The organism is Cellulosimicrobium sp. BMG9.22 (genome assembly GCF_059159975.1).
This window is the reverse complement of record NZ_JBZGBY010000018.1, coordinates 14177-27952: the sequence shown is the minus strand read 5'-3', so window position 1 is coordinate 27952 and position 13776 is coordinate 14177. Positions and strand designations below refer to the sequence as shown.

General features: G+C 72.3%; 10 protein-coding genes, 2 pseudogenes and 1 riboswitch. Of the genes and pseudogenes, 8 read left to right on the top strand and 4 right to left on the bottom strand.

Translation table 11 applies throughout. The features are described from left to right. Window positions 1–87 precede the first annotated feature (87 nt). From AC4H2H_RS12945 to AC4H2H_RS12930, 4 genes are all read left to right on the top strand, one after another. Window positions 88–576 (top strand): GNAT family N-acetyltransferase, encoded by a 489-nt coding sequence (locus AC4H2H_RS12945; RefSeq protein WP_494371218.1) that lies wholly within the window; start codon window positions 88–90, stop codon window positions 574–576. A 420-nt stretch (window positions 577–996) separates the two neighbouring features. Beyond that, on the top strand, window positions 997–2556 hold the full coding sequence (gene mmsA / locus AC4H2H_RS12940) for a multiple monosaccharide ABC transporter ATP-binding protein (RefSeq protein ID WP_494371217.1): 1560 nt from the start codon (window positions 997–999) through the stop codon (window positions 2554–2556). A 51-nt stretch (window positions 2557–2607) separates the two neighbouring features. Then, window positions 2608–3897, top strand: a complete 1290-nt coding sequence (gene mmsB, locus AC4H2H_RS12935) for a multiple monosaccharide ABC transporter permease (RefSeq protein ID WP_494371216.1) — start codon at window positions 2608–2610, stop codon at window positions 3895–3897. Window positions 3898–3979: 82 nt separating this feature from the next. Continuing rightward, entirely contained in the window at window positions 3980–5089 is a 1110-nt protein-coding gene (locus AC4H2H_RS12930) for a substrate-binding domain-containing protein (protein ID WP_494371215.1), read from the top strand. A gap of 90 nt (window positions 5090–5179) precedes the next feature. Here the strand turns inward: AC4H2H_RS12930 and purU are convergent, their stop codons facing one another. Next, window positions 5180–6073, bottom strand: coding sequence for a formyltetrahydrofolate deformylase (gene purU, locus AC4H2H_RS12925; RefSeq protein WP_494371264.1), 894 nt, complete (start codon window positions 6071–6073; stop codon window positions 5180–5182). Between the two features lie 121 nt (window positions 6074–6194). Here purU and AC4H2H_RS12920 point away from each other — a divergent pair, with 121 nt between their 5' ends. The 4 genes from AC4H2H_RS12920 (at window position 6195) to AC4H2H_RS12905 (ending at window position 10273) form a co-directional block, all read left to right on the top strand. After that, a complete protein-coding gene (locus AC4H2H_RS12920; RefSeq protein WP_494371214.1) occupies window positions 6195–6743 on the top strand; it encodes a GNAT family N-acetyltransferase in 549 nt (182 codons plus the stop codon). A gap of 22 nt (window positions 6744–6765) precedes the next feature. After that, a riboswitch (ZMP/ZTP riboswitch) is annotated at window positions 6766–6902 on the top strand. An 80-nt stretch (window positions 6903–6982) separates the two neighbouring features. Continuing rightward, window positions 6983–8272 carry a serine hydroxymethyltransferase gene (gene glyA, locus AC4H2H_RS12915; RefSeq protein ID WP_494371213.1) on the top strand — a complete coding sequence of 430 codons (1290 nt, stop codon included), beginning with the start codon at window positions 6983–6985 and terminating at the stop codon, window positions 8270–8272. Next, window positions 8269–9150 (top strand): bifunctional methylenetetrahydrofolate dehydrogenase/methenyltetrahydrofolate cyclohydrolase, encoded by an 882-nt coding sequence (locus AC4H2H_RS12910; RefSeq protein ID WP_494371212.1) that lies wholly within the window; start codon window positions 8269–8271, stop codon window positions 9148–9150. The genes glyA and AC4H2H_RS12910 overlap by 4 nt, the downstream gene beginning before the upstream one ends. Before the next feature lie 319 nt (window positions 9151–9469). Next, window positions 9470–10273 (top strand): exodeoxyribonuclease III, encoded by an 804-nt coding sequence (locus tag AC4H2H_RS12905; protein WP_494371211.1) that lies wholly within the window; start codon window positions 9470–9472, stop codon window positions 10271–10273. A gap of 97 nt (window positions 10274–10370) precedes the next feature. On the opposite strand, the pseudogene galK reads toward AC4H2H_RS12905, so the two are convergent. The 3 genes and pseudogenes from galK to AC4H2H_RS12890 all read right to left on the bottom strand — a co-directional run. Further along, window positions 10371–11537: pseudogene (galK, locus tag AC4H2H_RS12900) on the bottom strand (galactokinase); the annotation flags it as partial. A gap of 123 nt (window positions 11538–11660) precedes the next feature. Further along, a pseudogene (gene galT / locus AC4H2H_RS12895) lies at window positions 11661–12863 on the bottom strand (galactose-1-phosphate uridylyltransferase); the annotation flags it as partial. A gap of 38 nt (window positions 12864–12901) precedes the next feature. Further along, window positions 12902–13675: a DeoR/GlpR family DNA-binding transcription regulator gene (locus tag AC4H2H_RS12890; protein WP_494371210.1), complete on the bottom strand. Its 774-nt coding sequence runs from the start codon at window positions 13673–13675 to the stop codon at window positions 12902–12904. Window positions 13676–13776 lie beyond the last annotated feature (101 nt).

Sequence of the window (13776 nt, the reverse complement as noted above, 5' to 3'; positions counted from 1 at the left end):
AACCCTGGTCCGGAACCAGGGTTCTACCTCGCGCACGTCCCGGCCTGTCGCCCGTGGGCGGGCGGCGGGCTGCTACGGTCGCCGTCCGTGAGCACCACCGCCTTCACCCCCGGCCCGACGGCGGAGCTCGCCTTCCGCCGGGCCCTCGCCTCGGACCTTCCGCGCGTCGTCGAGCTCATCGCGGACGACGCGATCGCGCGAACGCGCACGGGACCGGTCGGGCCCGAGCACGAGGCGGCGTTCGCCGCCATCGCAGCGGACCCGAACAACGAGCTCGTCGTCGTGGAGCGGCACGGCGAGGTCGTCGCGACCATGCAGCTCACCGTCATTCCGGGGATCTCCCGCCGCGGGGCGTCGCGGCTCCTCGTCGAGGCGGTGCGCGTCGACCGGCGGCTCCGGGGGCAGGGCGTGGGGCGGGCCATGATGGCGTGGGCGCACGCGTGGGGCCGGGAGCGCGGGTGCGTGCTCGCGCAGCTCACGTCCGACAAGCAGCGGGGGGACGCGCACCGCTTCTACCGGTCGCTCGGCTACGAGCAGTCGCACGAGGGCTTCAAGCTCGCCCTCCCGCCCCGCTAGACCAGCGGGCGCGGTCCACGCCTCCACCTCGGGGGACCAGGCCGCCACGTCCGGCGGACCCGCACTCTTCCTCGGGTGACCACGGTTCTACCTCGGGTGACCACGGTTCTCCCTCGGCGGGCTCCTGCTCGTCGCTCTCCGGGGTGTGCGGCCTGGACGGGGCTGGAGAGCGCTCCCGCGGGTTCAGGTTCTGACCGCGTGGGAGCGTTCTCGCCGTGTGCACGCTCACATCGGGCATCGACCGGCTCGCGGCCCTCCGATCAAGGTCGCTGTTTGGTCACGGTTCCCGGATCCTTGCGTTCAGGAGTTGACGCCAAGAGTGCGCCAGGAATAGCGTCGGCCCGGCTCGGGCGGCGCTGAGGGTGCCCGGGTACGCGGCCACAGATGCGCCGCGACGTGTCCTCAGCAGGAGGAGGTCCGATGACGGGCGAGCGCGTGATCCTCGAGATGCGAGGCATCACCAAGGAGTTCCCGGGCGTGCGCGCCCTCGACGACGTCAACCTGCGGGTGCGTGCGGGGGAGATCCACGCGATCTGCGGAGAGAACGGCGCCGGCAAGTCGACGCTCATGAAGGTGCTCTCGGGCGTGTACCCGCACGGGTCGTACGTGGGCGACATCATCTACGAGGGCGCGGAGGTCCAGTTCAAGGACATCCGCTCGAGCGAGCACGCGGGCATCGTCATCATCCACCAGGAGCTCGCCCTCATCCCCGAGCTCTCCATCACCGAGAACATCTTCCTCGGCAACGAGGTGCGAGGGGCGTTCGGGATCGACTGGGGCGAGGCGCGCCGTCGGGCCGAGGAGCTCATGGCCCGAGTGGGTCTCCAGGAGTCACCCGACGCGCAGATCAAGAGCATCGGCGTCGGCAAGCAGCAGCTCGTCGAGATCGCCCGCGCCCTCGCCAAGGACGTGCGCCTGCTGATCCTCGACGAGCCGACGTCCGCGCTCAACGAGGAGGACTCCGAGCACCTGCTCGACCTGTTGCGCGGACTGCGCTCCAAGGGCCTGACGAGCATCATGATCTCGCACAAGCTCAACGAGATCGAGGAGGTCGCCGACTCGATCACGATCATCCGCGACGGCCACTCGGTCGAGACGCTGGACGTCAAGGCGCAGGGCGTCGACGAGGACCGGATCATCCGCGGGATGGTCGGCCGGTCGCTCGAGTCGCGCTTCCCGGACCACACGCCGAGCATCGGCGAGACGTTCTTCGAGGTCGAGGGCTGGACGGTCGAGCACCCCGAGGTGCCGGGTCGCTTCGTCTGCAAGGGCTCGACGTTCCACGTCCGCCGCGGTGAGATCGTCGGCTTCGCCGGGATCATGGGCGCCGGTCGCACGGAGCTCGCCCGGTCGATCTTCGGGCGCTCCTACGGGCGGTACCGGTCCGGCGTCGTGCGCATCGACGGGCGCGAGGTCACCATGCCCACCGTGCTCTCCGCGATCGAGAACCGGATCGCGTACGTGCCCGAGGACCGCAAGTCGCTCGGCCTCAACCTGCTCGACTCCATCCTCGGCACCGTCCAGGCGGCCAACCTGCCGCGCATCTCGAAGGCCGGCGTCATCGACCAGGACGCGGCGTTCGTCGCCGCCGAGTCGTACCGCAAGTCGTTCTCGATCAAGGCGCCGAGCGTGCACGAGGGTGTCAGCAAGCTCTCCGGCGGGAACCAGCAGAAGGTCCTGCTCGCCAAGTGGATGTACACCGAGCCGGAGCTCCTCATCCTCGACGAGCCGACGCGCGGCATCGACGTCGGCGCCAAGTACGAGATCTACGGCCTCGTGCAGAAGCTGGCCGACGCGGGGCGCGGGGTCGTCGTCATCTCGTCCGAGCTGCCCGAGCTGCTCGGGCTGTGCGACCGCATCTATACCGTCTTCGAGGGGCAGATCACGGGCGAGGTCCGGGGGTCGGAGGCGACCCAGGAGGGGCTCATGCGCCTCATGACCGGCACGCCCGGCGACGCCCCCTCCGACGCCGCCGCCTGAGCGCGCCCACCACCCAGCCACCTCATCGCTACCCAGAAGGAACCACCGACGATGTCGTCCATCAAGCAGCTGCTGAGCGGAGGGGCCCGCCAGTTCGGCATGCTCTTCGCGCTCCTCGCCCTGGTCATCTTCTTCCAGGTCGCCACGGGCGGGCGGGTCCTGACGCCCAGCAACGCGCAGAACCTCCTCAACGGCAACTCCTACATCCTCATCCTCGCCATCGGCATGGTGCTGGTGATCATCGCGGGGCACATCGACCTCTCGGTCGGCTCCGTCGCCGCGGTGACGGGCATCATCGTCGCGATCGCCATCCGGGACTGGGGCATCCCGTGGTGGCTCGGGATCCTGCTCGGCCTCTCGGTCGGCGCGGTGATCGGGGCGTGGCAGGGGTGGTGGGTCGCCTACGTCGGCATCCCCGGGTTCATCACGACGCTCGCGGGAATGATGCTCTTCCGCGGGCTCAACCAGTACATCGGCCAGTCGAACTCGGTGCCCGTGCCCGAGGAGCTGCAGACCCTCGGCGGCGGCTACCTGCCCGAGTGGGGCCCGAGCACCGGCCTGAACAACTCCACCCTGGTCCTCGGCGTCCTCGCGATCGCCGCCGTCGTGTGGTCCGAGCTGAGCCGTCGCGCGAGCGCGCGCAAGCTCGGCGCGGAGGTGCCGCCCGTCTCGATCTCGGTGACCCGCGTGGTCCTCATCGGCGCCGTCATCGCCTACCTCACGTACCTCTACGGGTCCGGTCGCGTCGGGACGTCGTTCCCGATCCCCGCCGTCGTGCTCGTCTTCCTCGTCATCGTCTACCAGTTCGTCGCGTCGCGGACCATCACGGGTCGCCACGTCTACGCGGTGGGCGGCAACCGGCAGGCGGCGGCGCTCTCGGGCGTGAACATCCGGCGCACGAACTTCTTCGTCATGATGAACATGTCGATCCTCGCCTCGCTCGCCGGGATGATCTTCATCGGCCGCTCGACGGCGTCCGGCCCGTTCGACGGCACGAACTGGGAGCTCGACGCCATCGCGGCCGTCTTCATCGGCGGCGCGGCCGTCTCGGGCGGTGTCGGCACCGTCGTCGGCTCCGTCATCGGCGGCCTCGTCATGGCCGTGCTCAACAACGGCCTCCAGCTCATGGGTGTCGGCTCCGACCTGACCCAGATCATCAAGGGCCTCGTGCTCCTCGCGGCCGTCGCGTTCGACGTCTACAACAAGGTCCAGGGACGCCCGTCGATCATCGCGCTCATCTTCCCGTCCCGCCGGGACAAGGGCACCGGTGCCGTGCCCGGCGCGGACGAGCTCCAGCCCGAGGTCCCCGTCGCCGACGGCGCCACGGCAGCCAAGGGCTGACGGTCGCCCCGGTCCTCCATACCGCATCACCCGCAGCGAGACCCGCATCCGACGACGGATGCCTGACCAGAAGGTAGAACCCATGAAGAAGCTCACCACGACGCTCCTGGCGCTGACGGCGGCGAGCGCGCTCGCGCTCACCGGCTGCTCGTCCGACCGCGGCGGCTCGGGTGCCGAGGAGACCGGTGGCGAGGAGGCGGCGGCCGGCTTCGCCGCCGACGCCACCATCGGTGTCGCGCTCCCGCAGAAGACGTCGGAGAACTGGGTCCTCGCCGAGGAGCTGTTCAACGACGGACTCACCGAGGCCGGCTTCGAGCCGCTCGTCCAGTTCGCCAACGGCGGCGTCTCGGAGCAGCAGAGCCAGATCGACGCCATGATCGAGCAGGGCGCCGAGGTCATCGTCGTCGGCGCGATCGACGGCTCGCAGCTCGGCGCGCAGCTCGAGGCCGCCCACGACGCGGGCGTCCAGGTCATCGCGTACGACCGCCTGGTGAAGAACACCGAGGCCGTCGACCTGTACGTCGCGTTCGACAACTTCCGGGTCGGCGAGCTGCAGGGCGAGGCGCTGCTCCAGGGCCTCGCCGAGCGCAAGGGCGCCGGCCCGTACAACGTCGAGCTCATCGCCGGCTCGTCCGACGACGCGAACTCGACGCCGTTCTTCGAGGGCGCCATGAGCATCCTGCAGCCGAAGATCGACGACGGCACCCTCACCGTCGTGTCGGGCCAGACGACCCAGGAGCAGGTCTCGACCCAGGGCTGGAAGGCCGAGAACGCGCAGAAGCGCATGGACACGATCCTCTCCGGCTCGTACGGCGACGGCACCGAGCTGCACGGCGTCCTCTCCCCGAACGACACCCTCGCGCGCGCCGCGCTCACCTCGGTGAGCCAGGCCGGGCTGCCCACGCCGGTCATCACCGGCCAGGACTCCGAGGTGGAGTCGGTCAAGTCGATCGTCGCGGGCGAGCAGTACTCGACGATCTACAAGGACACCCGTGAGCTCGTCGCCGAGTCCATCCGCCAGGTCCAGCTCGCCCAGGCGGGCGAGGAGTTCGAGGCCAACGACACCGAGTCGTACGACAACGGCGTGAAGGTCGTCCCGGCCTTCCTCCTCGAGCCCGTCATCGTCACGCAGGAGAACGCGGCCGAGGTCTACGCGGACGACCCGACGCTCGGCCCGCTCACCGAGGGCTGACCGGCCTGAGCACCCCATCGCGCAGCCCCGCCACGTCCGGCAACGTGGCGGGGCTGCGTCGTCGGTGCGGCGCGGGGACGGGAGAGGGGCTCAGCGGAAGACGACGGTGCGGTGCCCGTCGAGCAGCACGCGGTGCTCGGCGTGCCAGCGCACCGCACGCGCGAGCGTCTGGCGCTCGACGTCCTCGCCGATCGCGACGAGGTCCTCGACGCGGCGCGAGTGGTCCACGCGCGCGACGTCCTGCTCGATGATCGGGCCCTCGTCGAGGTCGCCGGTCACGTAGTGCGACGTCGCGCCGATCAGCTTGACGCCGCGGTCGTGCGCCTGCGCGTAGGGCCGCGCACCCTTGAAGCTCGGCAGGAACGAGTGGTGGATGTTGATGATGCGGCCCGGCATCTCGCGGCACAGGTCGTCGGACAGGATCTGCATGTAGCGCGCGAGGACCACGAGCTCGACGTCGAGCTCGGCGACGAGGCGGCGCAGCCGCGCCTCGGCGTCCGCCTTCGTGTCCCGCGTGACGGGCACGTGGTGGAAGGGCTTGCCGTAGAACGCGGCGATGTCCTCCAGGTCGCGGTGGTTCCCGACGACGCCCACGACCTCGATCGGCATGCCCTGGGACCGCTCGCGGTACAGCAGGTCGACGAGGCAGTGGGGAGCCTTGGAGACCATGAGGAGCGTCCGCAGGCGCCGGCCGACGACGTCGAGCTGCCACGACATCGCGAAGCGCGTCGCGACCTCGGTGACGGCGCGCTCGAGCTCTTCTCGGGCGGCGTCGGCCGTGACCTGGACGCGCATGAAGAACAGCCCCGACAGCGGGTCGCCGAACTGCTGCGACTCGGTGATGTTCCCCCCGAGGCGCGCGAGGGCACCGGCGACGGCGTGCACGATCCCCGGCCCGTCCGGGCACGAGAGCGAGAGGACCCAGTGGACGGGTTCGCCGGTCGGGAGCGGTGCGGCGGCACCGGCGGAGGTCGCGCCGGGCACAGAGTCGGGCACGGAGTCGGGGGCAGTCGTGGACACCCCTCAGAGGGTAGCCGCGCGCCGCACCCCGGACATCACCCGGGCACGCGGAGAACGACCCGCCGATCTCTGACACGATGAGCCCATGAACGACGCGCAGATCACGACCCGCCTCGTCACCGACGCCGAGGCCGGTGAGCTCCTGACCCTGCGCCGGGCGGCGTTCGTCACCGAGGCGCAGCTCTACGAGGACCCCAACATCCCCCCGCTGACCCAGACGCTCCACGAGCTGCGCGACGACCTCGCGCGCGAGGACGTCGTGACGATCGGCGCGTGGCTCGGTCCTCGCCTCGTCGGCTCGGTCCGCGTCGAGATCGAGGACTCCAAGGCGACGCTCGGTCGCCTCGCCGTCGCGCCCGACATGCAGGGTCGCGGCATCGGCACGCAGATGCTCTTCGAGGTGCTCCCGTACCTGCCCGAGCAGACGTCGGAGATCTGGGTCTTCACCGGCAAGGACTCGAAGCAGAACCTCGCGATGTACACCAAGCACGGCTACGAGGAGCAGTACGACAAGGCGGCGGGAGACCTCACCTACACCTACCTGCGGCGCATCCTCGGCGCGGCCGAGGTCCGCGACGGTGCCGTCGAGGTGCGCGACGAGACGGATCGTCGGGTCCCCGGCGCCCAGGACTAGCGTGCGGGACGTGCGCTAGGATCGTGCGCGTCGCGACTGGCGCACCCCGCGCACCCGAGGTCACCTGCAGGTGAGACCCACGGGTGGACGGGGAGGGTGGATCACCACCGGGGAGCGGCACGCTGTGCAGACGACGGGTCGTTCGCCTGGGCCCCGGGTCACCCCCTGGTGGGGCGTACCCGGTGAGCCGGGAACGTGACCACCGCCGACAACTGCCAGAACCCCGCGGAGGAGACGCCATGAGCGCCCAGCCAGCCGACAACGTCCTCGACACCCCGCTCGCCGAGCTCGACCCCGAGATCGCCGCCGTCCTCGACGGGGAGCTCGCGCGCCAGCGCGACACCCTCGAGATGATCGCGTCCGAGAACTTCGTCCCGCGCGCCGTCCTGCAGGCGCAGGGCTCCGTGCTCACCAACAAGTACGCCGAGGGCTACCCGGGCCGCCGCTACTACGGAGGCTGCGAGCAGGTCGACGTCGCGGAGAACCTCGCGATCGCGCGCGCCAAGGACCTCTTCGGCGCCGAGCACGCGAACGTCCAGCCGCACTCCGGCGCGACGGCGAACGCCGCCGTCCTGCACGCGCTCATCAACAAGGGCGACAAGATCCTCGGCCTCGAGCTGGCCCACGGCGGCCACCTCACGCACGGCATGAAGATCAACTTCTCCGGCAAGCTGTACGACGTCTCCGCGTACGGCGTGGACCCGCAGTCCCACCGCATCGAGATGGACGAGGTCCGCAAGCAGGCGCTCGAGACGCGGCCCGACGTCATCATCGGCGGCTGGTCCGCCTACCCGCGGCACCTCGACTTCGCGGCGTTCCGCGAGATCGCCGACGAGGTCGGCGCGAAGCTCTGGGTCGACATGGCGCACTTCGCCGGCCTCGTGGCCGCGGGCCTGCACCCGTCCCCGGTGCCCTACGCCGACGTCGTCTCCTCCACGGTGCACAAGACGATCGGCGGCCCGCGCTCCGGCTTCATCCTGAGCAAGGAGGAGTACGCCAAGAAGATCGACTCCGCCGTGTTCCCGGGCCAGCAGGGCGGCCCGCTCATGCACGTCGTCGCCGCGAAGGCCGTGTCGTTCAAGATCGCGGCCTCCGACGACTTCAAGGACCGCCAGGAGCGCACGCTGCGCGGCGCGAGCATCATCGCGGACCGCCTCGCCCAGGCCGACGTCGCCGAGGCCGGCGTCTCCGTCCTCACCGGCGGCACCGACGTCCACCTCGTGCTCGTCGACCTGCGCCACTCCGCGCTCGACGGCCAGCAGGCCGAGGACCTCCTGCACGAGGTCGGCATCACCGTGAACCGCAACGCCGTGCCGTTCGACCCGCGCCCCCCGCGCGTCACGTCCGGCCTGCGCATCGGCACGCCCGCGCTCGCGACCCGCGGCTTCGGCGACGCCGAGTTCACCGAGGTCGCCGAGATCATCGCCGCGACCCTCAAGGCCGGCGCGGCGTCGGACGTGGACGCGCTGCGCGCCCGCGTGCAGAAGCTCACGGCCGACTTCCCGCTGTACCCGGGCCTGCACCAGTGAGCGCGCAGCTCCTCGACGGCAAGTCCACCGCCGCCACCATCAAGGCCGAGCTCAAGGACCGCCTCGCGGTCCTCGCCGGGAAGGGCGTCGTGCCCGGGCTGGGCACGCTCCTCGTCGGCGACGACCCGGGCTCGCAGTGGTACGTCGCGGGCAAGCACCGCGACTGCGCCGAGGTCGGTCTCGCCTCCATCCGGGAGGACCTGCCCGGCGACGCGACGCAGGAGGAGATCGAGGCCGCCGTCCGCCGCCTCAACGACGACCCCGCGTGCACCGGCTACATCGTCCAGCTCCCGCTGCCGAAGGGCATCGACACCAACCGCGTGCTCGAGCTCATCGACCCCGACAAGGACGCCGACGGGCTCCACCCGACGAACCTCGGGCGGCTCGTCCTGCGCGTCAACGAGGAGGTCACGTCACCGCTCCCGTGCACGCCGCGCGGGATCATCGAGCTCGTCGAGCGGCACGGCATCTCCCTCGCGGGCAAGGAGGTCGTGGTCGTGGGCCGCGGCGTGACCGTCGGCCGCTCGATCGGGCTGCTGCTCACCCGTCGTGCCGTCAACGCGACCGTGACCCTCACCCACACCGGGACGACGGACCTCGCCGTGCTCGTACGGCGCGCCGACGTCGTCGTCGCGGCGGCCGGGGTCCAGGGCATCATCACGCGCGACATGGTCAAGCCGGGCGCCGTCGTCATCGACGTCGGCGTCTCGCGCGAGGTCGACCCGCAGACCGGCAAGAGCCGCGTCGTCGGGGACGCCGCACCGGACGTCGCCGAGGTCGCGGGCTGGATCTCGCCGAACCCGGGCGGGGTCGGGCCGATGACGAGGGCGATGCTCCTGGCGAACGTCGTCGACTCGGCGGAGCGCGCTTCCGCCTGATTGTCTGCGCGACGACGGTCGTCACCTTTTCGGAGGGTGCGGCGGCGCGTCGCGGGTCTACCCTCCGGCCGCTCGATGATTGCGGCCTCCTGGCGGAGTTCTCGTCACCCGCCACGACCCGCGACGCGCCGCCGCACCCTCCTCCTGCATCTCACCTCGGCGCAGCGTCCGACGGGCGCCGCGCACGCGTCCCGTCTTCGGTCGGCACCTCTGCACCGCTCCGCACCCGCGCGGCACCGAGCGAGGCTCCGGCGGCCGTGAGCGAGACCACGCCGTCAGCCTGACGCCGTCGTGGGCGGCGTGTGATGGGATGGCCCGCGTGCTGACGATCGCTACCGCCAACGTGAACGGGATCCGCGCCGCCGTGCGCCGGGGGATGGGCGCGTGGATCGCGTCCCGCACCCCGGACGTGCTCTTGCTCCAGGAGGTCCGAGCGCCCGACTCCGTCGTCAACGACCTGCTCGACGGCTGGCACGTCGCGCACCAGGCGTGCGACGTCAAGGGCCGCGCGGGCGTCGCGGTCGCGTCGCGCCTCCCCGTCGCCGCGGTGCGCGTCGGCCTCGGCGCGGGCGAGCCCGAGCCGCCTGCCGACACCGGTCGCTGGGTCGAGGCCGACCTCGAGCTGCCCGACGGCGGCCGCGTCACCGTGATCTCCGCGTACCTGCACTCGGGCACCGTGAGCCAGCCCGAGACCATGACCGCGAAGTACGCCTACCTCGAGAAGGTCACCGCACGCCTGCGGGCGCTCGCGGCGACGGGGGAGCGGGTGGTGCTCGCGGGCGACCTCAACATCGCCCACCGCAACGTCGACATCAAGAACTGGCGCGGCAACCTCAAGAGCGCGGGGTTCCTCCCCGAGGAGCGCGCGTACGTCGACACGTGGCTCGACGGGATCGGCCTCGTCGACCTCGGCCGCACGCACGGCGGCGAGGGCCCCGGACCGTTCACGTGGTGGTCGTGGCGCGGGCGCGCGTTCGACAACGACTCCGGCTGGCGCATCGACTACCAGCTCGCGACGCCCGCGCTCGCCGACCGCGCCGTCAAGGTCGAGGTCGACCGCGCGCCGTCGCACGAGGAGCGGTGGAGCGACCACGCGCCGGTCGTCGTCACCTACGACGTCTGAGGCCATCCGCTCCCCGCCGAACACGACATGAGGGTCGTCAAGCTGCGGTAGGCGACCCCCATGTCGTGTTCGTGGACGCGTCGGGTCGTGTTCGGACTCAGGCGACGCGGTCGGCCGGGGCGGACGGGGTGGCGAGGAGGAAGCCCGGGGCGCCGAGTCCCTCGCGCTCGAAGGCCGCGCGGACGGCGTCGGCGACGGACTCGACCTGATCGGCGCGGACGAGGGCGATCGCGGAGCCGCCGAAGCCGCCGCCGGTCATGCGCGCGCCGAGCGCTCCGGCTACGCGGGCGGCGTCGACCGCGACGTCGAGCTCGACGCTCGAGACCTCGTAGTCGTCGCGCAGCGAGGCGTGCGACGCGTTCATGAGCGGGCCGATCGCGCCCGGGCGGCCGTCGCGCAGGAGCGCGACGAGCTCGCGGACCCGGCCGATCTCGGTGACGACGTGGCGCACCCGGCGGCGCGCGACGTCGTCGGGCAGCTTCTCCAGGGCGACCGCGAGGCTTCCCGCCGGGTCGTCGCTCGCTGCGACGGAGTCGGCGAGCTCGCGGAGCGAGGTGAGACCCAGGGTGCGGGCGGCGTCCTCGCACGTGGCGCGGCGTGCGGCGTACTGGCCGTCGACCAGCCGGTGCTCGGCACGGGTGTCGACGACGAGGAGGGCGAGGCCGGCGGCGTCGAGGTCGAACGGCACCTGCTCGGCCGACTCCACCGGGTCGAGGCCGGGGCGGCAGTCGAGCAGGAGCGCGTGGCCCGCCTGCGCGCGCAGGGACGCGGACTGGTCCATGCCCCCGGTCGGCGCGCCGGCGATCTCGTTCTCCGCGCGGATGCTCGCCGCGGCGAGCACGGCGCGCCCTGCGTCGGTCGCCGCGAGGCCGAGGCCCGCGACATCGTCGAGTGCGACGGCGACCGAGCACTCGAGCGCCGCGGACGACGACAGCCCGGCCCCGAAGGGGACGCTCGAGTCGACGGCGGCGTCGAAGCCCGTGATCCGCGACGGGTCCGCGCCCTGTGCGAGGAGCTGCTCGCGCAGCGCCCACGCGACGCCTGCGACGTACGAGCCCCACCCGGCGACGGCGCCCGGGGCGACGTCCTCGAGGCGTGCCGTCCAGACCTCGCCCGGCTCCTGGGCCGACGCGAGGCGTACCAGCGAGTCGGTGCGCGGCCGCAGCGCGACGTAGGTGCGGTGGGGGAGCGCGATCGGCAGGCACAGGCCCGCGTTGTAGTCGGTGTGCTCCCCGATGAGGTTGACCCGGCCGGGCGCCGCCCACACGCGGACGTCGCCGTCCGTCGTCGCGCCGTGGCCGAACGCGCCCGCGAGCACCGCCCGCGCCCGCGCGACACCGGCGTCGTCGGCCCAGGCGCGCACCCAGCCGCGTGCCTCGCTCGTCGGCGCGAGCTCCTGGAGCCGGGCGGCGATCCGCTCCGGGGTGGTGTCGCTGATCCACGCGCCCATGCCCGACTCCGAGCCCGCGAGGTACTTGAGCTTGCCCGGTGCGCGCAGGACCGAGAAGACCTGCAGGTGCAGGCGCGCCAGGGTGACGTCGTCGGTGCCGCCGTCCGCGACGGACCGCCCCTGGTGCGCGGGCGCCTGGTGCCACGCGGCGATGTAGGGGAGGGGGATGGGGTCGCCGTCGCCGGTCTCGAAGAAGCGGTCCAGGCGGCGCAGCAGCTCGAGGTACGCGGTGGCGAGGTCGTCGCGTTCGGCGTCGGTGAGCGCGGGCAGGTCGGGGACGTCGCGGCGCGGGGCGAGGTGCACCTCCACGGGCCAGCGCGCCGCGTACGGGACGTAGGCGGCCCAGTGCTCGGTCTCCAGGACGACGCGGCGACCGTCCGCGAGCTCGCCGTCGAGCACGTCGCGCAGGAGGTTGCGCCCGGTGCGCTCGTGGTGGGCTCGGGCCTCGGCCAGCAGGGCGCGCGTGCGCGGCGTGACGTACGGGTAGCCGTAGATCTGGCCGTGCGGGTGGTGCAGCGTCACGCCGATCTCCTGCCCGCGGTTCTCGAAGCAGAACACCTGCTCGACCCCGGGCTCGGCACCGAGCGCCGCCGTGCGGTCCGCCCAGGCGTCGATGATCGTGCGGACGCGCTGCGGCGACAGTGCGCCGAACGACGTGTGGTGGTCGCTCGCGAAGCACACGACCTCGCACCGGCCGGCAGCGGGCGCGTGCACCTCGAGCGGGGCGTCCTCGACGACCCCGTCGGGGACGCCCGGTACACGCTGCAGCGAGGGAAAGCGGTTCTCGAACACGACGACGTCGTAGTCGGTGTCGGGGACCTCGCCGTCGGAGTAGGCGGCCCCCGGCCGTGCCGGGCACAGCGGGCAGGAGTCGGCGGCGGGGAGGAACGTGCGGTTCATCCGGTGGGCGGCGAGCGGCACCCAGTCGCCGGTGAGCGGGTCGCGGCGCATCTCGGGCCCGGCGTACGGGCGGGGCGTCCCGTCGGGGCCGGGGACCGGAGCGAACCGGTCGGGCAGCGGACGAGGGTCGTCGAGACGCCGCGTGCGCTCGCCGGAGACGTACTCGGGCGAGTCGTCGAAGTAGACGAGCTCGCGCCCGTCGGCGAGGCGGGTCGAGGTACGGCGCAGGTGCTGGTTCATGCGTGCGGGGTCCGATCGCGGTGGTGGCGGCGGCGGGCTCAGGCGACGACGAGCTGCTCGACGAGGTCCTGGACGCGGGCGCGCTCGTCGTCGGCGAGCCCGTCGTCGGTGACGAGCACGTCGATGTCGGCGAACGTCGCGAAGACGCGCAGCCCCGTGATGTGCCACTTCGTATGGTCCGCGAGGACGACGGTGCGGCCCGCCGCGCGAACGAGGGCCTGGTTCGTCGCGGCTTCCTCGAGGTTCGGGGTCGTGAGCCCGATCTCCGGGTCGATGCCGTGCGCCCCGATGAACGCCAGGTCGACGCGCAGCCCCGAGAGCGCGGCCTCCGCGAGCGGGCCGACGAGCGCGTCGGACGGCGTGCGGCTGCCCCCGGTGAGGATGGTCTCGATGCGCGGGTCGCCCGCGCGGTGGAGCGTGTCCGCGACCGGCAGGGAGTTCGTCACCACGGTGAGCGGGCGCAGCCCGGGGTCCGCCGCGATGCGCGCGGCGAGGAGGTGCGTCGTCGTGCCGGCGCTCAGCGCGATGGACGAGCTCGGCGTGATGAGGCGCGCCGCGGCGGTGGCGATCGCCTGCTTCTCCGCCGCCTCGCGCGTGCTCTTCGCCGCGAACCCCGGCTCGTGCGCGGTGGTGTGGGGGGCGACGGCGCCCCCGTGGACCTTGCGGACGAGCCCCTGGTCGGCGAGCTCGACGAGGTCGCGCCGGACCGTCATGTCGGAGACCCCGAGGTCTCGGGTCAGGTCGGCGATCCGGACGGCGCCGTGGTCGCGGATCTCCGAGAGGATGCGCTCCTGGCGCTGTGAGGCGAGCATGCGACACAGTATTGTCCAGGTCGCCGAGAAATCCAACACGATCGAACACGACTCAACATCGCGGGCGGCTCGTCCGACTCCGCGGACCAGGCCGCCCGTGC